The following is a 21,351-nucleotide window of genomic DNA, read 5'->3' as shown; positions in this document are numbered from 1 at the left end:
CCTATCAAAACGCCATGACGTAGACTCAAGCCCTTAATGCCCCTCTCTCGGGGGCAGGCCAGGAGGCCCGATATGAAACGAATGCTCGTACTCACCTGCAGCCTACTGATGGCCGGCACCCTGCCCTGGGCCCAAGCGCAAGAGGGGCAACAAAACTGCATCGAGGTACAGGTCAATGGTTACAAGGCCCCCGACTACAACTGCCTGAGCCAGCAGTTGAGCAACCCCGATGGCACTGCCGCCCAGCAGAAAAACCAGGAGGCAATGCAGGTGCCGGTGCACAAACGCCCACCCAACCAGGTCGGCCTCGCCACCCCGGCGGCTACCAGCGTGCGCATGGGCAACACCTTCGGCACTTCGGTCAAGCCCCAGCGCCCGACGCCTTGACTGGCCGCCGAGGTCGCCCTGGCGGCACGGGCCCACCGGCAAGCAGCCCAATCGCAGGCATGAAAAAAGCGACGCCCGTTGGGGAGTCGCCTTTTTTGTCAGCTTGTCTCAATGCCGTTCTAGGGCATTGACCAGGTCGTGGAAGGCTTCGCGATTGGACTCGTTCAGGCCCATGAGGATCTTGTGCGCCTCCAGCACCTTGATGCGCACCACCTCTTCGGACTGATCCTGCTCCGGCAGGTCGGTCAGGCACTCGGGGCATGGCACCGGGTGATCGACGATGTTGAACACTTGGTCAAACCCCATGGACTCCAGCAGCCGGGTGATGTCTTCGTGGGTGGTGACCACAGTGGGCAACAGGCCGACCTTCTGGCGCGAGAGGATCGACAGCTTGGCCAGCAGGCCCAGGGTGGTGCTGTCGATGCTGCGGGTTTCGGTCAGATCGATGACGATCGCCGAGAAGTTCAGCGCGGTGAAGATCCGCTCGATCGTCGTATCCAGCGCTGAACACAGGGTCAGGCGCACTTCGCCGACGAATTTCAGGACAAAGGTGCCGTCCTGCTCGGCGAATTGGATTCTACCGGTACTCATTGAAGATTCCTGCTCAACACCATCAGGGCGATATCATCCGGCATCTCCCCTAACGTGGCCAATCCAAAAACCTGCCGCAGGCCATCCAGGCTGCCGCCCGCTGCTCTCACCCGTTCGGGCAAGGCTGCTTCTTTTTCTTTGAGTGTCGGTTCGGGCAAAAGGTCCAGAATGCCATCAGACATCAGCGTCAAGCTGAACACTGGCGGCAGTTCCAGTACGTGGTCTTCGTAGGTGGCCTCGTTGAACAGGCCCACCGGAAGCCCACGCCCGTCGAGATAACGAACACTGTCAGGCGTGTACAACACCGGCAATGGCAAATGACCGCCAATGCTATAAGTCAACAAACCCGTCTCCTCGTCGATGACACCACCGACCATCGTGACATGTTTGCCCAGCTTACAGCTGATGAGGCCCCGGTTGATATGGCCGAGTACCTCGGAGGGCTTGAACTCAGGCAGCGTGCCGTTGCGCCGCGACTCGAACAGCAGGCGCGTGGTCATGAACTTGAGCAGTACGGTGACGAACGCGGACGACGCGCCATGCCCGGACACGTCGGCCAGGTAGAACGCCACGCGGCGCTCATCGACCCGGAAGTAATCGACGAAATCGCCGGACAGGTACAACGACGGAATGATTTGGTGCGCGAACTGGAATTCGTCGATGGCCCAAGGGCTGACCGGCAGCATGTTCATCTGCACCTGGCGCCCGGCGTTCTGGTCTTCCTGCAGCAGGTTGAGGCTGGCTTCGAGTTCGCGGTTAGCGGTCTCAAGCTTCTCGCGATAGCGCTGGTTCTCCAGCAGCAGGCGCGCCCGGTCGAGCGCCCGGCGCACGGAGTGTTCCAGCACGGCGAGGTCTTCGAGGGGTTTTATCAGGTAATCGGCGGCGCCCAGACGCAACGCTTCAACGGCATCGTTCATTACACCGGCACCGGAGACGACTATCACAGGGGTCTGCGGCGCAAGGTCGGTAACGTGGCGAATGAGTTCCAGGCCGCCCATCTGCGGCATGCGCAGGTCGCAGATCACCAGGTCGGGCTGGGCTTGCTCGAAGACCTTGAGACCCTGCTGGCCATTACCGGCCTGAAGGACGCTGAATCCACTGTCTTCCAAATAGGCGGCGAGGCTTTCGCGCACTACTTCGTCGTCATCGATTATCAGCAGCGTGGCACTGGTTTTCTGCATGTGGGCAAACGGCGCCAGAATGAGGTTGGCGTAGGCGCACCGGTCGAGGACCTGGGTTGCACTACTTAGATTCGCTTTCTAGCCTCTCTGGCTCGCGGCTGCGGGAGGTTTCCCGGTGGCCCGTGAGTCAGAGGTGCCCTTGTAAGGCGCAGACGGTACTCCCATCCGCCGGGGGTTTCAAGCTCATGCCGATGGTCACCAGGCGTCTTTACAGCACAAATCACCGGGAGTTATAAGAACAGGCAAATCCGTAACGGAATCGAAGGACAAAGCCCATGAGCCAAAACAATCGTGACTACAGTGAAAAGCGTGATTACATCCGCATGCGCGTCGATGCCGATGTCACCCTCCTTCACGAAGGCCAGGTCATTTCAGCAGTCTGCATCGACCTTTCCAGCAGCGGCATGCAGGTCCAGGCGCCGCGGGCCTTTAAGGTTGGTGACCAGCTCAGCGTAAAGATCGATTCCGAGTACCCGGCGCTGGCGGGTTTGGAGGCCGAGACCGAGGTGGTGTGGGTCAAGCAGGCCGAGGATGAAAGCCAAAGGCTGGGGCTGACCATCCTGAAAATGAACTGACAGCCCACTGCAACGCAAGAAGGCGGCCCGAGGGCCGCCTTCTTTATAAGTATCGCCGGATTTAAAAGTCGTCTTCGACCTGGCCATCCTTGACCTTGAACTCGCGGTTCTGCAGGTAGGCGTTGCGGATGAACACGTACTTGTCGCCGTTAATCAGCTTCTCGGCCGACAACAGGCTGGCACGAGTGTCGATAACGTCCATGCCGATGGCCATGTTGCGGCTCGGTACGTGGTCCATGTAACGGTAGGGTTCGCCGTAGCTGTCGACGTACTTGGCCGGCGCGTCGCGCAAGGTGCTGGGGCCGAAGAACGGCAGCATCAGGTACGGGCCACTGGGCACGCCCCAATAGCCGAGGGTCTGGCCAAAGTCTTCGTCGTTGCGTTGCAGGCCCATTTGGGTGCCCACGTCGAAGAAGCCCAACAGGCCGAAGGTGGTGTTGAAGATCAACCGCGCCGTATCCACTCCCGCCGCTTGGGGCTTGAGCTGAAAAACATCGTTGGCCAGGTTGCCGACGTCACCGACGTTGCGGAACATGTTGTGGATGCCGTCTTCGAGAAACTGCGGGGTGATCGCTTGATAACCCTTGGCCAGAGGCTTGAGGCCGTAGGTGTCGAGCACATCGTTGAACTTGTAGATCGGGCGGTTGATGCTTTCCCAAGGGTCTTCCTGCGTGGCGGCCTGAACCGCAAACGGCGCCAGTAGCACACTGGAACAAACACATAGCTGAGCTAGACGATGGCTCCAGCGCATATAAGAAACTCCTTGGTAATGACTGTCTCGGGCGCTGGGCCCAGGCAATAAGCTCGCTAGTATAAGGCGGATCGGCCGATTAGGCAGCACTTGTAAACGGCCGTGCCACCGTCACCTGGGCGTCACCGGACTGTCATCGATCGGCCTTAGCCTATGAAACCATTTCAGAGGCACTGCCCATGCTCCACGCTGCCCCCCTGCCCGGCCCCGTTCCCACCCTCACCGCCGTGCTGTTTGGCCTCAGTGGCTGCCTGGTGGATTTCGGTGCCCGTACCCGCCACCAGGACGCTGGCGGCGAAACCATCCACACCACGCCCGGCGCGCTGGACATCCTGAATGCGTTACGCAGCCAAGGCATTCCCTGCGCCTGGCTCGATGAGCTAGCGGCCGATACCTGCACGCACCTGGCCCAATCACTGCCCGAAGGCATCGTCGCCGCCCCCAACCAACACCCGTGGCCGACGCCCCACGCCTGCTGGGCGGCGCTGATGGCCTTGAACGTCGAACGCCTGGACGGCTGCGTGCTGGTCAGCGGCGAACCACGCCTGCTGCAATCGGGCCTTAATGCCGGGCTGTGGACCATCGGCCTGGCGTCCTGTGGTTCGCTGTGTGGTCTGGCGCCCAGCCAATGGCAGGCCCTCAGTCAGCAGGAACGGGAGCAAAAACGCGGCAAGGCCACCCTGCAACTGTTCAACCTGGGAGTGCATTCGGTGATCGATCACCTGGGCGACCTGCCCACCTGCCTGGCGGACATCAGCCTGCGCCGCCTCAAAGGCGAAAAGCCCTGACCGATCAATGTTGATTGAGATCATGCACGCGGCCTGCCGGTGCATTACTCTGCAAGGCGTGGGCATGGACCTTTCGCCCCCCGGTGCGGTCCATGCCAGTGACTATCTATAAGGAGAACGCCATGCCTGCCCGCGACCTGCAAGAACAGCTCAATACACTGCGCGAGCAACTGGAGCAAAACCCGCCCCTTTCACAAGAAGAGCGCGGCCATTTGCACGAGCTGATGGCTCAGATCGAGGCGCAGATCGAACTCGAAACCCAGACCCAAAACACCAGCCTGGCCGACAATGTGAACTTGGCCGTGGAACGCTTTGAACTTGACCACCCCGCCCTGGCCAGCACCTTACGCAACATAGTGCAGACCCTGGGCAATATCGGCATCTGAAGCCTAGGCCAAGCGATCCCGCCCCCGCCCAGCGCACACAAAAAAGCCCCGTATCTCACGATACGGGGCTTTTCATTACCGGTTAATCAGCGGTTCACACCACCGATTGACCGCTCAACGCCAGGTCCAGCAACTCGCGGTTGGCCACCGCGTACATGGCGTAGTCGGTGCCGCTGGCGGCACGCAACTCCACCAGCATGGCGCGCCAGCGCTCGACCATGCCGTGGTGCTGCTCGATCCACAGCGCCAGGCGTGCTTCCACGTCCAACTCACCGTTGCCCATTTGCAGGACCGAGATGGTGATCGCCCGTTGCTGCCAGTCGATGTCATCACGGAACGCTTCACGGGCCAGGGCTTGCCAGTTGTTTTCCACCGCCAGTGCGCTGATCTGTTGCAGGTACCAGGTCAGGTCCAGCTCGCTGCCCACGGCAAAGTAGGCCTTGGCCACATCGGCCGCATTCTGGCCAGTGACGTCCGCCGCTTCGATGATCGGCAGCAAGGTGTACAGGTGCGTGGTCCCGGCCACCATCCGCGCCAGCAACTCGGGCACGCCAGCTTCGACGTAAGCCTGGTAGCGGGTCTGCCAGCCTTCGCGGGTCGGCCCTTCGAGCAGTTCGTCGAGTTTCAGGCCCAGAGCGGCCAGGTGCGGGCCGAAGTGCGCGACGTCACGGGCAGCGTTCTGCTCGTTGCGCCGGCTGCGCAGGAACCAGCGCGTGGCGCGGCGGCCCAGGCGCATCAGTTCGTCCATCAGCTCCAGTTGCACGTCGGCCGAGACCTGGTGGTCCAGGGCTTCGATCTGACGGAACCAGTGCGGGAGATGGAAAATGTCACGCACGATCACATAGGCGCCGGCCACGTTCGCCGGGCTCATCCCGGTGGACTCCTTGAGGCGCTGGACGAAGGTGATGCCCATGTGGTTGACCAGGTCGTTGGCGATCTGGGTGCTGACGATTTCGCGCTTGAGGCGGTGACGGCGCATCGCTTCGGCGAACTTGCTCACCAGCATCGGCGGGAACGCGGTTTCCATGTCGCGGGTCAGGTAGTCGTCGTCCGGCACCTGGGAACCGAGCAGGGCTTCCTTGAGGTCGATCTTGCTGTAGGAGATCAGCACCGACAGCTCGGCACGGGTCAGGCCCTGGCCCGCCGCGACGCGCTCGACCAGTTGCTCTTCGGACGGCAGGAACTCGATGGCACGGTCCAGCTTGCCGCGACCTTCGAGGTCGTTCATCAAGCGCTTGTACTCAGCGATTCGCTCGTAGGCACGGCGGGCCGCCAGGGACAAGGCCTGAGTCTGCTTGTAGTTGTTGCCCAACACCAAGCCACCGACTTCGTCGGTCATGCTGGCCAGCAACTGGTTGCGTTGCTTGTCCGTCATGTCGCCGGCCTGCACCACTTCGTTGAGCAGGATCTTGATGTTCACTTCATGGTCGGAACAGTCCACGCCGCCGGCGTTGTCGATGAAGTCGGTGTTGGAACCACCGCCATTAAGGCCGAACTCGACGCGGCCCAACTGGGTCATGCCCAGGTTGCCACCCTCGCCCACCACTTTGCAGCGCAGTTCGTTGCCATTGACCCGCAGGGCGTCGTTGGCCTTGTCGCCGACATCAGCGTGGCTTTCAGTGCTGGCCTTGACGTAAGTACCGATGCCGCCATTCCACAACAGGTCCACCGGGGCCTTGAGCAAGGCGTTGAGCAGTTCGGTTGGGGTCAGCTTGTCGGCCTGGATGGCGAAGCGTTCTTTCATCTGTGGCGAGATGGCGATGCTTTTCGCGCTGCGCGAAAAGATACCGCCGCCCTCGGACATGATGCTGGTGTCGTAGTCGCTCCAGGCCGAACGCGGCAGCTCGAACAGGCGCTTGCGCTCAACGAAGCTGTTGGCGGGTTCAGGGTTGGGGTCGACGAAGATATGCAAGTGGTTGAAAGCGGCCACCAGTTGCAGCTTGTCAGACATCAGCAAACCGTTGCCGAACACATCGCCAGCCATGTCGCCCACGCCGACCACAGTAATGCTGTCTTCCTGGACATTGATGCCGCGCTCGCGGAAGTGGCGCTGCACGCCCACCCATGCGCCCTTGGCGGTGATGCCCATTTTCTTGTGGTCGTAACCTGCCGAGCCGCCCGAGGCAAACGCATCGCCGAGCCAGAAGCCGTAATCGATGGCGATGCCATTGGCGATATCGGAGAAGGTCGCGGTGCCCTTGTCGGCCGCCACCACCAGGTACGGGTCGTCGTCGTCATGGCGCACGACGTTGACCGGTGGCACCAAGGTGCCGTCCTTGAGGTTATCGGTGATGTCCAACAGGCCCGAGATGAAGATGCGGTAGCAGGCGATGCCTTCGGCCGCAATCTCGTCCCGGCTACCGCCCAAGGGCAGGCGACGGGGCAGGAAACCGCCCTTGGCGCCCACCGGCACGATAACCGAGTTCTTCACTTGCTGAGCTTTAACCAGGCCCAGGACTTCGGTACGGAAGTCTTCTTCGCGGTCGGACCAGCGCAGGCCGCCACGGGCAACGTTACCAAAGCGCAAGTGCACGCCTTCGACCCGTGGCGAGTAGACGAAGATCTCGAACTTCGGCACAGGCTTGGGCAGCTCTGGAATGGCATGGGGGTTGAACTTGAAGCTGAAGTAAGACTTGTTCTGGCCCTTGGCGTCGGTCTGGTAGAAGTTGGTACGCAGCGTGGCCTTAATCAGGTCCAGGTAGCGGCGCAGGATACGGTCTTCGTTGAGTACCTGGACATCGTCCAGGGCGGTAAGGATCGCTTGCTCCAGACGCTGCTGCTTGTCATCCAGGTCATCGCCACTGAGCTTGCGCGCCAGGTAGAAACGGGTCTTGAACAACCGGGTCAACTCGCGGGCGATGTCGGTGTGGTTGTTCAGCGTGCTGGCGATGTAACCCAGGTCGAAGCCCAGGCGGATCTGCTTGAGGTAGCGAGCGTAGGCGCGCAGCAGCGCCACATCGCGCCATGGCAGGCCGGCCGTGAGCACAAGGCGGTTGAAGGCGTCGTTCTCCGCGTCGCCGCGCACGATGTGCACGAAGGCGTCTTGCAGGGTGTCATTGAGCTGCTGGATATCCAGGTTCAGGCCTTCAGCAGCAGTGAACGCGAAGTCATGGATCCAGAACTCGCGGCCGTTGCTGTGGCGCAGGCGATACGGGAACTCACCCAGCACACGCAGGCCGAGGTTTTCCAGGATCGGCAGCACGTCCGACAGCGCCAGTGGCGTGTCCGCGTGATACAGCTTGCAGTGCAGCTCCTGCTGGCCGGTGACATGGCCCAGGGGCTGGTAGAAGCTCATCACCAGCGGGTTTTCCTGGGTCAGGTTCAGCAAGTGCTGCATATCGACCACGGCCGAGTGCGCGGCAAAACGCTCGCGGTAGCCGGCCGGGAAGCCCTTGGGGAAGTCCGCCAGCACGTTGGTGCCGTGGGCCTCGCCGAAGCTCTCGACCACCAGGCTGGCATAGTCGTCCTGCCAACTGCGGCAGGCCTGCACCACTTCTTTTTCCAGCAGCACGGGGTCGATATCCAGGCGATTCTTCGGGTCTACCCGCAGGATCAACTGCACACGCGCCAACACCGACTCGGAGAAGAAGGTCCAGAACTCGCAATCGCTGGCCTTGAGGCGGTCCATCAGCACTTGCTGGATTTTCTGCCGCACTTCGGTGGAGTAGATGTCGCGCGGCACGTAGGCCAGGCAATAGCAGAAACGGCCGTAGGGGTCTTTGCGCAGGAACACGCGGATCTTGTTGCGTTCCTGGATTTGCACGATGGACATCACGGTGCTGAACAGTTCATCCACCGGGGTCTGGAACAGGTCATCGCGGGGCAGCACTTCGACCACCTGGGCCAGTTCCTTGCCCAGGTGCGCCTTGGCCTGGAAGCCCGAGCGGCGCTCGATTTCCTCGACCTTGCGGCGGATGTAGGGAATGACCCGCACGCTCTCGCCGTACACCGAGGAGGTGTACAGGCCCATGAAGCGGCATTCCTTGATGACCTTGCCATCGGCGTCGATCTCGCGGATCGACACGTAGTCGGGGTAGGCCGGGCGGTGTACGCGGCTTGGGTGCGCAGCCTTGGCAAACGACAGCGGAGTCGGTTCGCGCAGGTAGTTGACGGCGTAGTCTTCGATGCGCAGGTCATCGGCGGTGAGGCCGGCGCGCAACAGTTTGGTCAGGCCCAGGAACGACGACGGGTCGTATTCGATGTGGCCGCCATCGGCCTCATCGCGCACCACGAACTCTTCATAGCCCAGGAAGGTGAAGTGGTTGCCCACCAACCATTCCAGGAAGCTCTTGATCTCGGCTTTTTCATCGCCGTCGATGGCAAAACGGCTGTGGTCCAGACCGGTCAGCAGTTCCTGGACCTTGGCTTTCATCGGCTCGAAATCGGCCACCGCGACCCGCACTTCGCCCAACACCTGCTCCAGCTCCTTGCTCAACACATTGAGCTCGGCGGCGTTGGCGCAGCGGTCGATTTCCAGGTACATCAGCGACTCTTGCAGCACGTCGTCGCCCTGGGTGCCCTTGGGCAGGATTTCCAGCAACTCGCCCTTGGCGCCGCGGCGCACGCTCAACACGGTGGTTTGCAGGGTGTGGATGCTGTAGCCCCGGCGGTTGAGCTCGGTACGCACCGAGTCCACCAGGAACGGCAGGTCGTGGTGCAGCACCTCGACCGCGGTGTGGGTCGATTGCCAGCCATGGCGCTCGTAATCGGGGTTGTACACGCGCACCTGGGGCTGGGCGTGGTCAAAACGCTCCAGCAGGCGCCAGGCAGACAGGGTGCAACCGGCCAGGTCGGACATCCGACGCTGGGTCAGTTCATCCAGGGAAATGATGCCGAAAAATTGCTCGGCGAACAGCGCCACTTGTGGCAGTGCCTGTTCACTGATGTGCTGGGCCAGTGCTGCTTGCAGTTGGTGCTGGAAGTCGGCTTTGCTGGCTGCGGTGAAAAACGCCATCTGTGGTACTCCGCTTGGGCTTGTTATTGATGGAAGCGTCGCGTGCAACCCCTTGCGGGGTGAGTCGCCATCCTGGTCCTGATGCTCGGGTAGAGCGTTGCAGGACGGCAGGAGGATGAAGCCGGACATGACCGCCAGGTCACATCCCCCTTCACGGCAGATGGGCATCTGCAAAAGCGACTGGCGGCGTGCCGCCAATGCCTTTACAGGTGTCCATCCGTTGCGCAGCTTAACGAGTGCGGCAACGCGCCTGCTTGCGGTGCTGCGACATATTCGGTCACAGGCACGCTGCTCACTGGGCAGACCCTGGAACAACCCTAGCAGTCACGTAGGAAAACACTGTTTTTAACGAATGAATCGCACACAGCAAACGCATGAAATGACCGGCACCCAGCCTGCCGTCCATAAAGCGTCCCGCCAACACAAGCCAGCAGAAATCCCCCGAGGCTGGCAGAATCGCACCCTGCCCGCTCACACACCGCTCTTGGAGCCAGGAATCTCTCTATGCAAATGACCACCGCCCACCTGATCGCCAACCCGTGCGACGACGAAGAAGACAACATGGCCATGCTGTGCTGCCACAGCAACCAGGGCGACATGTTCCTGATGACCCGCTACCCCGACGAAGACGAACTGGAAATCACCCTAGACGGCGAACCTTCAACCCTTGAAGGCGTCAAGGTCACCCTCAGCCCCACTCACCTGCTGATCGAAATCGCCGCAGGCGACAACGACGCCCTCAATGGCGACGATCATCTGGAAATTCACCACAGCACCGCCGCCGGCGACTTGGCAGAAGTGGAACTGACTTTGCAAAACATCCTCCAGGGCACAGGGACCTACATTAGCCAACTGGCGTAAACCCGAATGCGGAGATTGCCATGGCTTCGCCGATTTTCGATGCTCATTGCCACATTATCGACCCCAACTACCCACTGATCGCCAACCAGGGCTTTTTGCCTGACGCCTTCACGGTGGACGACTACCGAGCACAGGCCGGGCCTCTCGGGATGGTGGGCGGCGCCGTGGTGTCCGGCTCCTTCCAGGGCTTCGACCAACGCTACCTGCTCGCCGCCCTGCAACGCCTGGGGCCCGGGTTTGTCGGCGTCACCCAGTTGCCCGAGGACGTCAGCGATGCGCAACTGCTGGCGCTCGATGCCGCCGGCGTGCGCGCCTTGCGCTTTAACCTCAAACGCGGCGGTTCGGCGCCACTGGAGCAATTGGAGGCCATGGCCTTGCGGGTGCATGCCAACCTGGGCTGGCATGTGGAGCTGTATGTCGATGCGCGGGAGCTGCCCGACCTGGAAACGCGCCTGCTGCGCCTACCGGCCGTGAGTATCGACCACCTGGGCCTGAGCCACGCGGGCTTGCCCAGTGTGCTGCGCCTGGCCGAGCAAGGTGTGCGCATCAAGGCCTGCGGCTTTGGCCGGGTGGATTTCGCCGTGGCACCGGTGCTGCAACACATCCACCGCGCCAACCCCCATGCCTTGATGTTCGGCAGCGACCTGCCCTCCACCCGCGCGCCACGCGCTTTTGAAGCCGGGGACATTGCCCTGCTGGCCGACGCCCTGGGCGAAGACGGCGCCCGCATGGCGCTGTGGGACAATGCGCGGCGTTTTTACCGCTTGGGCTGACTGAGAAAACTATCGCGAGCCGGCTCGCACAGTTGAACGGTGGTGCGGATGGGATGTTCGTTTTTCCTCTGTGTGCGAGCCTGCTCGCGATGGCGGCACGCAGTGGCGGTGACGAATAGTCGGGGTAAGACTGTTGCTGCCACAGAGGCAGGCCCCCAACCATCAACGATATTGATAGCCGCCTAACGAAACCCCCGTCCCAGAGGGCTATGGCGCGGCTTATATCATTGCGGATGATAGTTACCTTCGCCTCATTCGATTCGTGACTTGCACCCGCGCCACGCATCATCCGCCCATCTCACTACATTGGCGGATGCATCCATGGAACAGTCACTCAAACATTTGCGCTATCCCCTCGCCGCGTTGGCGGTGCTGGTGATGAGCGCATGCGGCAAGGCCCCGGAGACGGCCGCCAATATGCCTGCCACCAAAGTCAGCGTGGCCAAGGTGCTGGAACAACCGGTCAACGAGTGGGACGAGTTCACCGGCCGCCTCGAAGCCCCAGAAACCGTAGAGATCCGCCCGCGCGTGTCGGGCCAGATCGACCAGGTGGCGTTCACCGAAGGCGCCCTGGTGAAAAAGGGCGACGTGTTGTTCCAGATCGACCCCCGGCCATTCCAGGCCCAGGTGCGGCGCCTCGAAGCCCAGCTGCAACAGGCCCGCGCCAGCGCCAACCGCAGCGAAAACGAAGCCCAGCGCGGCGAGCGCCTGCGCACCAACAACGCGATTTCCGCTGAACTGGCCGACTCGCGCACCAGCGCCGCCCAGGAAGCCCGGGCCGGTGTGGCAGCCATCCAGGCCGAACTGGACCTGGCCAAGCTCAACCTGAGTTTCACCCGCGTCACCTCGCCCATCAGTGGCCGCGTCAGCCGTGCCCAGATTACCGCCGGCAACCTGGTCAGCGCCGACACCACGGCCCTGACCAGCGTGGTGTCCACCGACAAGGTCTACGCCTACTTCGACGCCGACGAGCGCGTGTACCTCAAGTACACCGAGCTGGCGCGCCAGGGCCAACGCGGCCAGACCACCCCGGTGTACCTGGGCCTGTCCAACGAAGACGGCCACCCGCACCTGGGCCAGATGAACTTCGTCGACAACCAGGTCAACCCCAAAACCGGCACCATCCGTGGCCGCGCGGTGTTCGACAACCGTGACAGCAGCTACACCCCAGGCCTGTATGCGCGCCTGAAACTGGTGGGCAGCGGCACCTATTCGGCGGTGCTCATCAGCGACGAAGCCGTGGGTACTGACCTGGGCAAGAAGTTCGTGCTGGTGATGGACGGCGACAAGTCCACTTACCGCGCCGTGGAACTGGGGCCCAAGATCGAAGGCCTGCGCATCGTGCGCAGCGGCCTGAGCAAGGACGACACCATCATCGTCAAGGGCCTGCAACGGGTACGCCCCGGTGCGCCGGTGGCGCCCGAGGTCATTCCCATGGCCGACCAGGCCACCCTCGCCGCTCTGGCACAACAACGACAAGCGCTTGAAGCCAGCAACCTGCCGCAGGTCACCCCTGCCAAGGCTGCGCCAGGCTCGGCGGTAAAACTGGCCGCTGCCACGCCACGCGGTTAAGGGACGACACTTGCGATGAATTTTTCCCAGTTCTTTATTTCCCGGCCGATCTTTGCCGCAGTGCTATCGCTGCTGATCCTGATCGCCGGTGCAATCTCGCTGTTCCAACTGCCCATCAGCGAATACCCGGAAGTCGTGCCGCCCACCGTGGTAGTGCGCGCCAACTTCCCCGGCGCCAACCCCAAGGTCATCGGCGAAACCGTGGCCGCGCCTCTGGAACAGGCGATCACCGGGGTGGAGAACATGCTGTACATGTCCTCCCAGTCCACCGCTGACGGCAAGATCACCCTGACCATCACCTTCGCCCTGGGCACCGACCTGGACAACGCCCAGGTGCAGGTGCAAAACCGCGTGACCCGCACCCAGCCCAAGCTGCCCGAAGAGGTGACGCGCATCGGGATCACGGTGGACAAGGCCTCACCCGACCTGACCATGGTCGTGCACTTGACCTCGCCGGATAAGCGCTACGACATGCTCTACCTGTCCAACTACGCCTTGCTCAACATCAAGGACGAGTTGGCGCGCCTCGATGGTATCGGTGACGTGCAGTTGTTCGGCATGGGCGACTACTCCCTGCGGGTGTGGCTCGATCCGAACAAAACCGCCTCGCGCAACCTCACCGCCACCGACGTGGTCAACGCCATCCGCGAGCAGAACCGCCAGGTTGCCGCCGGCGCCCTGGGCGCGCCACCCGCGCCGAGCGCCAGCAGTTTCCAACTGTCGGTCAACACCCAGGGGCGCCTGGTCACCGAGGAAGAGTTCGAGAACATCATCATTCGCGCCGGCGACGACGGTGAAATCACTCGCCTCAAAGACATCGCCCGCATCGAACTGGGCTCCAGCCAATACGCCCTGCGCTCGCTGCTCAACAACCAACCGGCGGTGGCGATCCCGATCTTCCAGCGCCCGGGCTCCAACGCCATCGAGATCTCCAACGACGTTCGGGCAAAAATGGCCGAACTCAAAAAAGATTTCCCCGAAGGCATGGACTTCAGCATCGTCTATGACCCGACGATCTTCGTGCGCGGCTCCATCGAAGCAGTGGTGCACACCCTGTTCGAGGCCCTGATTCTGGTGGTGCTGGTCGTCATTTTGTTCCTGCAAACCTGGCGCGCCTCGATCATCCCCCTGGCCGCCGTGCCAGTGTCGTTGATCGGTACCTTTGCCGTGATGCACATGTTCGGCTTCTCCCTCAACGCCCTGTCGCTGTTCGGCCTGGTGCTGGCCATCGGCATCGTGGTCGATGACGCCATCGTGGTGGTGGAGAACGTCGAACGTAACATCGGCCTGGGGCTCAGCCCGGTAGACGCCACCAAGCGGGCGATGCGCGAAGTGACCGGGCCGATCATCGCCACGGCGCTGGTGCTGTGTGCGGTGTTCATTCCAGCGGCCTTCATCAGTGGCCTGACCGGGCAGTTCTATAAACAGTTCGCCTTGACCATCGCCATTTCGACGGTGATCTCGGCCTTCAACTCCCTGACCCTGTCCCCGGCCCTGGCGGCGGTGCTGCTCAAACCCCATGACGCGCCCAAGGACCGTTTCTCCAGGGTTCTGGACCGTTTGTTCGGCGGCTGGTTGTTCCGCCCGTTCAACCGTTTCTTCGACCGCGCCAGCCATGGCTATGTCGGCACCGTGACCCGGGTCATCCGCAGCAGCGGCATTGCCCTGCTGCTGTACGCCGGGCTGATGGTGCTGACCTTCTTCGGTTTCTCCAGCACCCCCACCGGTTTCGTGCCGCCCCAGGACAAGCAATACCTGGTGGCCTTCGCCCAACTGCCGGATGCCGCGAGCCTGGACCGCACCGAAGACGTCATCAAGCGCATGTCCGAGCTGGCCCTCAAGCAGCCTGGCGTGGAAAGCTCGGTGGCCTTCCCCGGCCTGTCGATCAACGGTTTCACCAACAGCCCGAACAACGGCATCGTCTTCGTCATCTTGAAGCCATTCGATGAGCGCAAGGACCCGAGCATGTCGGCCGGTGCCATTGCCGGCGCCCTGAATGCCCAGTACGCGGACATCCAGGAAGCCTACATGGCGATCTTCCCACCGCCGCCGGTACAGGGCCTGGGCACCATCGGCGGGTTCCGCCTGCAAGTCGAAGACCGCGCGGGCCTGGGTTATGAGGAACTGTACAAAGAAGTGCAGAACGTCATCGCCAAGAGCCATAACGTGCCGGAGTTGGCCGGGTTGTTCACCAGCTACCAAGTCAACGTGCCCCAGGTCGATGCCGCCATCGACCGCGACAAGGCTAAGACCCACGGCGTGGCCATCACCGACATCTTCGACACCCTGCAGGTTTACCTCGGCTCGCTGTACGCCAACGACTTCAACCGTTTTGGCCGCACCTACCAGGTCAACGTCCAGGCCGAGCAGCAGTTCCGCCTCGAACCTGAGCAGATCGGCCAGTTGAAAGTGCGCAACAACAAAGGCGAGATGATCCCGCTGGCGACCTTCATCAAGGTCAGCGACACCGCAGGGCCGGACCGCGTGATGCACTACAACGGCTTTGTCACCGCCGAAATCAACGGCGCGGCAGCCCCCGGCTACAGCTCCGGCCAGGCCGAGGCGGCCATCGAAAAACTGCTCAAGGAAGAACTGCCCAACGGCATGACCTACGAATGGACCGAGCTGACTTACCAGCAGATCCTCTCGGGCAACACGGCGCTGTTCGTCTTCCCGCTCTGCGTGCTGCTGGCGTTCCTCGTGCTCGCGGCCCAGTACGAGAGCTGGAGCCTGCCGCTGGCGGTGATCCTGATCGTGCCCATGACCCTGTTGTCGGCCATCGCCGGGGTCATTGCCTGGGGCGGTGACAACAACATCTTCACCCAGATCGGCCTGATCGTACTGGTGGGCCTGGCGTGTAAGAACGCGATCCTGATCGTCGAGTTCGCCAAGGACAAGCAAGAGGAAGGCATGGACGCCTTGAGCGCGGTGCTCGAAGCCTGCCGCCTGCGGCTGCGGCCGATCCTGATGACCTCGTTCGCCTTCATCATGGGCGTGGTGCCCCTGGTCTTCTCCAGCGGCGCGGGGGCGGAAATGCGCCACGCCATGGGTGTAGCCGTGTTCTCCGGGATGTTGGGGGTGACCTTCTTCGGCCTGCTGCTGACCCCGGTGTTCTACGTACTGATCCGTAATTTCGTGGAGCGCAGCGAAGCACGCAAAGCGGCCAAGGCCCTGATACTGGAGGCACGCCCATGAGCCCCAAAGCCTTCCTGCCCAGCCTGTTGGCCCTGGCCCTGAGCGCGTGCGCCGTGGGCCCGGACTACTCGACACCGGCCACCGAAGCGGCCCACATCACGGCCGCCACCGACGGCGCGGCCGGCCAGAAGAACTTCGACCGTGCGCGGTTCGAGGGCATCTGGTGGCAGCAGTTCGACGACCCGACGTTGAACCAATTGGTCAGCCAGTCGCTGCAAGGCAACCGCCAGTTGCGCGTGGCGTTTGCCCGCCTGCGGGCGGCGCGGGCGATCCGCGATGACGTCAGCAATGACGCCATGCCCACCATCACCAGCCGCGCCAGCAGCGACCTGGGCAAAGGCCAGGTGCCGGGGCAAACCGAGCGCCGCGTTAACAGCGAACGCTACGACCTGGGCCTGGACATGGCCTGGGAACTGGACCTGTTCGGCCGCATCCAGCGCCAATTGGAAGCCAGCGACGCCGAGCAGCAAGTGGCCGAAGCCGACCTTTACCAGTTGCAAGTGACCCTGATTGCCGAACTGGTGGACGCCTACGGCCAACTGCGCGGCGCCCAACTGCGCGAGGGCATCGCCCTGGCCAACCTGAAGAACCAGCAGGACTCGCGCAAGATCACCGAAAGCCTGCGCGATGCCGGCGTCGGCGATCAGCTTGACGTGGTCCGTGCCGATGCGCGCCTGGCCTCGGTGGAAGCCAGCGTGCCGCAATTGCAGGCCGAGCAGGCGCGTCAGCGCAACCGCATCGCCACCCTGCTGGGCGAACGCCCGGACAAACTGAGCGTGGACCTGAGCCCGGCGACCCTACCCGCCATCGCCAAGGCCTTGCCCATTGGCGACCCGGGTGAACTGCTGCAACGCCGGCCCGACATCGCCAGCGCCGAACGCAAACTGGCCGCCGCCACCGCCCGCATAGGCGTGGCCAAGGCCGATTTGTTCCCACGGGTCAGCCTCAGCGGCTTCCTGGGCTTTACCGCCGGGCGCGGCTCGCAAATCGGCTCCTCGGCGGCCAACGCCTGGGCGCTGGGCCCGAGCATCACCTGGGCGGCGTTCGACCTGGGCAGCGTGCGCGCCCGTTTGCGCGGCGCCGATGCCGAAGCCGAGGGCGCCCTGGCCAGCTATGAACAGCAGGTGTTGCTGGCCCTGGAAGAATCGGAAAACGCCTTCAGCGACTACGGCAAGCGCCAGCAACGGCTGATCTCGCTGATCCGCCAAAGCGAATCGAGCCGCGCCGCCGCTGACCTGGCCCAAATCCGCTACCGCGAAGGCACCGAGGACTTCCTCGTGCTGCTCGACGCCCAGCGCGAACGCCTGGCCGCCGAAGACGCCCAAGCCCTGGCCGAGGTGGACCTGTATCGCGGCATCGTCGCCATCTACAAAGCCCTGGGCGGCGGCTGGCAACCCGAGACCCTGGCCCGTAATTAACCCCTGAGTTGCTCCTTTGGTTGGCCGCAACCAACCAAACCTTTGCCCCGCGAATCATTCGATCGCGGGGCTTTTTTTTGCGTCTCAAACCGCCATCGCGAGCCATCCAGCGCCCGCAGGGGATTGCTCGCGGCCTGTGCTCAAACCTTCTGCCACGGCAGGTCCGGGGCCGTCAGCCGTGGGCCGTCGAAGCCTTCTACCTCGCCAAAGCGTTGCAGGTCACCCTGGTTCCAGGCCTCCAGGGCCAGGACGATGTCCACCTTGCTGTGGCTGACGAAGTTCCAGAACATGTAGATCTCCTCCTCGAACGGCGCGCCGCCCAGCAGCAGGGCGCGGGCGCCGTCGCGGGTGTGCAGTTGCACCTCGTCCAGGCCCCGCCCCAGGTAGGCCAGTTCATTATTGGCGAACATCTGGCCGTTAACCTGAAGCGCCCCGTCCAGGGGCAGGATGCCGTACTCGAAGGTAGGGTCCAGGGCCAAGCGCGCCTGGGCTGCGCCTTCGGCCAGCAGGTCCAGGCCCACCAGCGGCGTATAGACCTTGCTCGGTGCCTGGCGCCCGGCGAAGTGCCCGGCCAGCAAGGTGATGTGCAGGCCACCTTCATCCCACTGGGGCAAATCCGGGTAATGATCGAACGCTGGCGCGCAGTCGGCGTGGCTGGCGGGCAAGGCGATCCACAACTGCGCGGCGTGCAGGCGCCGTTCTTCGGGCAGGGACTCTTCGGTGTGGACGATGCCGCGCCCAGCGGTCATCAGGTTGACCTGGCCAGGGCGCACCACTTGCTCGTTGCCCAGGCTGTCGCGGTGCAGCACTTGGCCTTCGATCATCCAGGTGAACGTCTGCAAGCCAATGTGCGGATGGGGCCCCACCCGCAAGCCGCCCAGGGGCTCGAACAGCGCCGGGCCAGCATGGTCGAGAAAACACCAGGCGCCGATCTTGCGCCGCTGGCGCGAAGGCATCAGGCGACTGACCGGGATACCGCCACCCACCTCGGCGGTGCGGGCGGTGATGCGCTGGATCTGCCGCTCGCCGTCCTCGCTGGGGCAGTCAGAGGAAAGGGACAGGGAAGGTTTGGGGTCTTGGTTGCTCATGGGAAATCCTTCTGTGAATGCGCCATGGACCGCTGCCTGTAGGTAGAAAGCGGGCTTGCCCGCACCGGGTTGCCACGGCAGCAGCATTGATTAAGGCGAAGCCATTAATAGATCATATCGATCAAGCCGTCAGCCAAAGCGATTGGACAAGCCCTAGGGGCGATCCTACTCTGGCGGGGCCACGAAAGCCTCCCACTGGGTAAATCCTGCACCGATGATCGTTCGCCCCAAGCCCAACCTGGTCAGCATCCTGTTCTCCCTCAAGGGCTCGATTGCCCGGCGTATTGCCTTGCGCAGCCTGCTGGTGACGTTGCTGGCGTCGGTGATCGTGTTGATCGAAACCCTGCACCCGGCCTATTTCGCCAAGGTCAGCGCCACGCCCTTCACCCTGCTGGGGCTGTCGCTGTCGATCTTCATGAGTTTTCGCAACAACGCCTGCTACGACCGCTGGTGGGAGGGCCGCAAGCAATTGGGGCAGTTGATTATCGAAGTGCGTTCGCTGATCCGCGAAAGCCAGGTGATCGCCGACCCGCAGGTGCGCGAAGCGCTGCTGCGTGAACTGTGCGGCTTCGCCCATGGCCTGATTGCGCGGCTGCGCGGCGAGGCCGAGCACGCGGCCATCGCGCCCTGGGTGCAACCGGCGGTGGACAACGCCCACCCCAACCTCACCGACAGCCTGCTGCAACGCATCGGCGCACGCTGCTCGCGCCTGGCCGAGCAAGGCCTTATCAGCGACTGGCGCTACACCCAGCTCGAATCGCGCCTGGTCAGCCTCAGCGGCGTGCAGGCCGGTTGCGAGCGGATCAAGAGCACGCCGCTGCCCTTCCCCTACACCCTGCTGCTGCACCGCACCATCTACCTGTTCTGCATCCTGCTGCCATTTGCCATGGCCGAGCCTCTGGGCTGGATGGCGCCGATCTTCACCGCCGTGGTCAGCTACACCTTTTTTGGCCTGGACGAAATCGGCGACGACCTCGAAGACCCCTTCGGCTTCGACGAAAACGACCTGCCGTGCGATGCCATCGTGCGCACCCTGGAACGGGAAATCCTCGCTGCCCTGGGCCACGCCGACCTGCCACCAGCCCTGGAACCCAAAGACTTCGTCCTCACTTGAACACCGGGGTTTGACTCGCGGCGCGCTCTGGCCGAAGCTTGGCCCCCTGCGCAAAACCCGCCCGCGCCCGGATACCTGCATGTTCAAGCCCCGCCGTCACCTGTTGATCTGCCTATCGCTGGTAGTGGCCGCGGGCGTTGCCTGGCTGCTGTTGCGCGATACCGCCCCCGACGTGGCCCCGGCGGTCAAGCACGGTTTCAACAAGGCCCTGGCGCAGGCGCGCAATGGCCAACCCGGCGCGGCGCGGGTGCTGTACCAGCAATTTGCCCGCAGCGACCTGCCCGACAGCCGCCGCGTGCGCCTGCATGCCGAACTGCCCAACTACCCCAGCCCCCAGGCCTTGAAACTGGCGGACAAAGACTTGCACCATCCCTCCCCAAAGGTGCGCCAAGCGGCGATCCAGAGCGTCGTAGCCTTGGTGCCCGGGGGGCCACGCAGCCTGTTGCTCGGGCCGCTGTTGGACGACCCCGAGCAAAGCGTGCGGTTTGCCGCCGCCAGCGCCTTGCTGGGGTTGTCGCCGGATGACCTGGGGTTGTACTTCGGCCCCTTGCAGCAGGTGCTGGAGCAGTACCAAGCCGTACTCAAGGCCCGGCCCGACGACGTCGACAGCCAATACCTACTGGCGCGCCTGTACCTGCACAACGCCGACCTCAAGGCCGCGCAACAGGCCCTGGAACGGGCCTTGCGCCTGGAGCCGGATAACTTGCGCGCCGTGGTGCTGCAAGTGGAAGTGCTCGACAAACAAGGCCAGGGCGACGCCGCCCGCCAGTTACTGGCGCGGCAACTGCAAGCCCATTCCGACTCGGCCTACCTGCAACACGCCCTGGGCATGTGGCTGCTGCAACACGGCCAGGGCGAATACGCCTTGCTCGGCCTGTCCCGGGCGGTGGAGCTGGAACCGGACAACCCCCATTACCGCTATGACCTGGCCACCACCCTGCACGACGAGGGCGAGTTGCAAGCGGCGCAAAAGCAGTTGCAAGAGATCGTCCAGCGCCAACCCGCCAACCGCAAGGCGCGGGTGCTGCTTATCAATTACTGGAAAGAATCGGGGCAGTTGCAGAACGTTCAGGTGCTACTGGCCTTGCTGGAGCAGCAAAACCCCGATGACCCGGCGTTGCAGCAGGGGTTGTAGAAGGGGCCGCCATCGCGAGCAGGCGCGCTCCCACAGAGGAAAAATCAAAATCCCACCCACACCACCGTTCAACTGTGGGAGCGGGCCTTGCCCACGATGAGGCTGGCACAGCCGACACCGGTCTACCCGCAATCCTGCCGCTATCGCGGGCAAACCCCCACATACAGGGTGGGCGTGCACTCAGGCGAGCATGTCCTGCATGATTTCCTGCAGCACATCGAGGTCAAAGGGCTTGGCCAGGATCGGCGCCTTGAGGGCGATGGGGCTGCCGGATTCGCGGATTTCCTGGGGATAGCCGCTGATGAAGATCACTTTCAGTTCCGGGCGCAGCTTGACCGCCGGTTCCGCGATCTGCACCCCGGAAATACCACCCGGCAGGCGGAAGTCGGTAATCATCATGTCCAGGTGCGGCTTGGTGGCGAGGATCTGGAACGCCTGTTCGCCGTTTTCCGCCTGCAGCACCCGGTAGCCTTCCCCGGACAGGTAAGCCGCCAGCACCATCAGGATCGAGGGGTCATCTTCGACGATCAGTACAACGTCTTGCGCATCTTCACTCATGGGACGCCTTTGTTCGGTCAATTG

Annotated in this window: 17 protein-coding genes; 11 read left to right on the top strand and 6 right to left on the bottom strand. The window is 63.0% G+C overall.

Annotated elements, in window-relative coordinates; genetic code table 11:
- Nucleotides 1-72: 72 nt before the first annotated feature.
- The gene (locus tag AC19YT_RS03960) at nt 73-387 is read left to right on the top strand and encodes a hypothetical protein (RefSeq protein WP_500609794.1); all 315 of its coding nucleotides are present in this window, start codon (nt 73-75) and stop codon (nt 385-387) included.
- A gap of 108 nt (nt 388-495) precedes the next feature.
- Here AC19YT_RS03960 and rssC read toward each other — a convergent pair whose 3' ends face one another.
- The gene (gene rssC / locus AC19YT_RS03955) at nt 496-978 is read right to left on the bottom strand and encodes an anti-sigma factor antagonist RssC (RefSeq protein ID WP_095108499.1); all 483 of its coding nucleotides are present in this window, start codon (nt 976-978) and stop codon (nt 496-498) included.
- Entirely contained in the window at nt 975-2,159 is a 1,185-nt protein-coding gene (gene rssB / locus AC19YT_RS03950) for a two-component system response regulator RssB (RefSeq protein WP_095108500.1), read from the bottom strand. Before rssB ends, rssC begins: the two co-directional genes overlap by 4 nt.
- A 275-nt stretch (nt 2,160-2,434) precedes the next feature.
- Here rssB and AC19YT_RS03945 point away from each other — a divergent pair, with 275 nt between their 5' ends.
- Nucleotides 2,435-2,734, top strand: coding sequence for a PilZ domain-containing protein (locus tag AC19YT_RS03945; protein WP_095108502.1), 300 nt, complete (start codon nt 2,435-2,437; stop codon nt 2,732-2,734).
- Between the two features lie 61 nt (nt 2,735-2,795).
- Here AC19YT_RS03945 and AC19YT_RS03940 read toward each other — a convergent pair whose 3' ends face one another.
- Nucleotides 2,796-3,485, bottom strand: a complete 690-nt coding sequence (locus AC19YT_RS03940) for an MlaA family lipoprotein (protein ID WP_095108503.1) — start codon at nt 3,483-3,485, stop codon at nt 2,796-2,798.
- Nucleotides 3,486-3,664: 179 nt separating this feature from the next.
- Between AC19YT_RS03940 and pcrP the strand changes: the two genes are divergently transcribed.
- Together pcrP and AC19YT_RS03930 are read left to right on the top strand one after the other, a co-directional pair.
- Nucleotides 3,665-4,273 carry an HAD superfamily inactivated hydrolase PcrP gene (pcrP, locus tag AC19YT_RS03935; protein ID WP_095108504.1) on the top strand — a complete coding sequence of 203 codons (609 nt, stop codon included), beginning with the start codon at nt 3,665-3,667 and terminating at the stop codon, nt 4,271-4,273.
- Nucleotides 4,274-4,395: 122 nt separating this feature from the next.
- Nucleotides 4,396-4,659 (top strand): DUF4404 family protein, encoded by a 264-nt coding sequence (locus AC19YT_RS03930; protein ID WP_500597140.1) that lies wholly within the window; start codon nt 4,396-4,398, stop codon nt 4,657-4,659.
- Nucleotides 4,660-4,753: 94 nt separating this feature from the next.
- On the opposite strand, the gene AC19YT_RS03925 is transcribed toward AC19YT_RS03930, so the two are convergent.
- Nucleotides 4,754-9,613, bottom strand: coding sequence for an NAD-glutamate dehydrogenase (locus tag AC19YT_RS03925; RefSeq protein WP_500609793.1), 4,860 nt, complete (start codon nt 9,611-9,613; stop codon nt 4,754-4,756).
- 504 nt (nt 9,614-10,117) lie between these two features.
- Between AC19YT_RS03925 and AC19YT_RS03920 the strand changes: the two genes are divergently transcribed.
- The 5 genes from AC19YT_RS03920 (at nt 10,118) to AC19YT_RS03900 (ending at nt 17,432) form a co-directional block, all read left to right on the top strand.
- The gene (locus tag AC19YT_RS03920) at nt 10,118-10,474 is read left to right on the top strand and encodes a hypothetical protein (RefSeq protein WP_500609792.1); all 357 of its coding nucleotides are present in this window, start codon (nt 10,118-10,120) and stop codon (nt 10,472-10,474) included.
- 20 nt (nt 10,475-10,494) lie between these two features.
- Entirely contained in the window at nt 10,495-11,247 is a 753-nt protein-coding gene (locus tag AC19YT_RS03915; protein ID WP_095108508.1) for an amidohydrolase family protein, read from the top strand.
- Nucleotides 11,248-11,568: 321 nt separating this feature from the next.
- Nucleotides 11,569-12,819 carry a multidrug efflux RND transporter periplasmic adaptor subunit MexE gene (gene mexE, locus AC19YT_RS03910; RefSeq protein WP_095108509.1) on the top strand — a complete coding sequence of 417 codons (1,251 nt, stop codon included), beginning with the start codon at nt 11,569-11,571 and terminating at the stop codon, nt 12,817-12,819.
- 15 nt (nt 12,820-12,834) lie between these two features.
- Nucleotides 12,835-16,014, top strand: coding sequence for an efflux RND transporter permease subunit (locus AC19YT_RS03905; protein ID WP_500609791.1), 3,180 nt, complete (start codon nt 12,835-12,837; stop codon nt 16,012-16,014).
- Nucleotides 16,011-17,432, top strand: a complete 1,422-nt coding sequence (locus tag AC19YT_RS03900) for an efflux transporter outer membrane subunit (RefSeq protein ID WP_095108511.1) — start codon at nt 16,011-16,013, stop codon at nt 17,430-17,432. The genes AC19YT_RS03905 and AC19YT_RS03900 overlap by 4 nt, the downstream gene beginning before the upstream one ends.
- A gap of 140 nt (nt 17,433-17,572) precedes the next feature.
- Here AC19YT_RS03900 and AC19YT_RS03895 read toward each other — a convergent pair whose 3' ends face one another.
- Nucleotides 17,573-18,520: a pirin family protein gene (locus AC19YT_RS03895; protein WP_095108512.1), complete on the bottom strand. Its 948-nt coding sequence runs from the start codon at nt 18,518-18,520 to the stop codon at nt 17,573-17,575.
- A gap of 214 nt (nt 18,521-18,734) precedes the next feature.
- Between AC19YT_RS03895 and AC19YT_RS03890 the strand changes: the two genes are divergently transcribed.
- Both AC19YT_RS03890 and AC19YT_RS03885 read left to right on the top strand, forming a co-directional pair.
- The gene (locus tag AC19YT_RS03890) at nt 18,735-19,634 is read left to right on the top strand and encodes a bestrophin family protein (RefSeq protein WP_500609790.1); all 900 of its coding nucleotides are present in this window, start codon (nt 18,735-18,737) and stop codon (nt 19,632-19,634) included.
- Between the two features lie 79 nt (nt 19,635-19,713).
- The gene (locus AC19YT_RS03885; protein WP_095108609.1) at nt 19,714-20,769 is read left to right on the top strand and encodes a tetratricopeptide repeat protein; all 1,056 of its coding nucleotides are present in this window, start codon (nt 19,714-19,716) and stop codon (nt 20,767-20,769) included.
- A 180-nt stretch (nt 20,770-20,949) separates the two neighbouring features.
- On the opposite strand, the gene AC19YT_RS03880 is transcribed toward AC19YT_RS03885, so the two are convergent.
- Nucleotides 20,950-21,327 carry a response regulator gene (locus tag AC19YT_RS03880; protein WP_500597135.1) on the bottom strand — a complete coding sequence of 126 codons (378 nt, stop codon included), beginning with the start codon at nt 21,325-21,327 and terminating at the stop codon, nt 20,950-20,952.
- Nucleotides 21,328-21,351 lie beyond the last annotated feature (24 nt).

The sequence above is a fragment of the Pseudomonas sp. MF08875 genome (genome assembly GCF_059862525.1).
Note: the sequence above shows the minus strand (reverse complement) of the source record. Positions and strands in the feature narration are given on the sequence as shown.

What these genes read in the sequence shown, in the direction of transcription:
- AC19YT_RS03960 (WP_500609794.1), top strand. Translation starts at nt 73, where the DNA reads ATGAAACGAATGCTCGTACTCACCTGCAGCCTACTGATGGCCGGCACC.
- rssC (WP_095108499.1), bottom strand. Translation starts at nt 978, where the DNA reads ATGAGTACCGGTAGAATCCAATTCGCCGAGCAGGACGGCACCTTTGTC.
- rssB (WP_095108500.1), bottom strand. Translation starts at nt 2,159, where the DNA reads ATGCAGAAAACCAGTGCCACGCTGCTGATAATCGATGACGACGAAGTA.
- AC19YT_RS03945 (WP_095108502.1), top strand. Translation starts at nt 2,435, where the DNA reads ATGAGCCAAAACAATCGTGACTACAGTGAAAAGCGTGATTACATCCGC.
- AC19YT_RS03940 (WP_095108503.1), bottom strand. Translation starts at nt 3,485, where the DNA reads ATGCGCTGGAGCCATCGTCTAGCTCAGCTATGTGTTTGTTCCAGTGTG.
- pcrP (WP_095108504.1), top strand. Translation starts at nt 3,665, where the DNA reads ATGCTCCACGCTGCCCCCCTGCCCGGCCCCGTTCCCACCCTCACCGCC.
- AC19YT_RS03930 (WP_500597140.1), top strand. Translation starts at nt 4,396, where the DNA reads ATGCCTGCCCGCGACCTGCAAGAACAGCTCAATACACTGCGCGAGCAA.
- AC19YT_RS03925 (WP_500609793.1), bottom strand. Translation starts at nt 9,613, where the DNA reads ATGGCGTTTTTCACCGCAGCCAGCAAAGCCGACTTCCAGCACCAACTG.
- AC19YT_RS03920 (WP_500609792.1), top strand. Translation starts at nt 10,118, where the DNA reads ATGCAAATGACCACCGCCCACCTGATCGCCAACCCGTGCGACGACGAA.
- AC19YT_RS03915 (WP_095108508.1), top strand. Translation starts at nt 10,495, where the DNA reads ATGGCTTCGCCGATTTTCGATGCTCATTGCCACATTATCGACCCCAAC.
- mexE (WP_095108509.1), top strand. Translation starts at nt 11,569, where the DNA reads ATGGAACAGTCACTCAAACATTTGCGCTATCCCCTCGCCGCGTTGGCG.
- AC19YT_RS03905 (WP_500609791.1), top strand. Translation starts at nt 12,835, where the DNA reads ATGAATTTTTCCCAGTTCTTTATTTCCCGGCCGATCTTTGCCGCAGTG.
- AC19YT_RS03900 (WP_095108511.1), top strand. Translation starts at nt 16,011, where the DNA reads ATGAGCCCCAAAGCCTTCCTGCCCAGCCTGTTGGCCCTGGCCCTGAGC.
- AC19YT_RS03895 (WP_095108512.1), bottom strand. Translation starts at nt 18,520, where the DNA reads ATGAGCAACCAAGACCCCAAACCTTCCCTGTCCCTTTCCTCTGACTGC.
- AC19YT_RS03890 (WP_500609790.1), top strand. Translation starts at nt 18,735, where the DNA reads ATGATCGTTCGCCCCAAGCCCAACCTGGTCAGCATCCTGTTCTCCCTC.
- AC19YT_RS03885 (WP_095108609.1), top strand. Translation starts at nt 19,714, where the DNA reads ATGTTCAAGCCCCGCCGTCACCTGTTGATCTGCCTATCGCTGGTAGTG.
- AC19YT_RS03880 (WP_500597135.1), bottom strand. Translation starts at nt 21,327, where the DNA reads ATGAGTGAAGATGCGCAAGACGTTGTACTGATCGTCGAAGATGACCCC.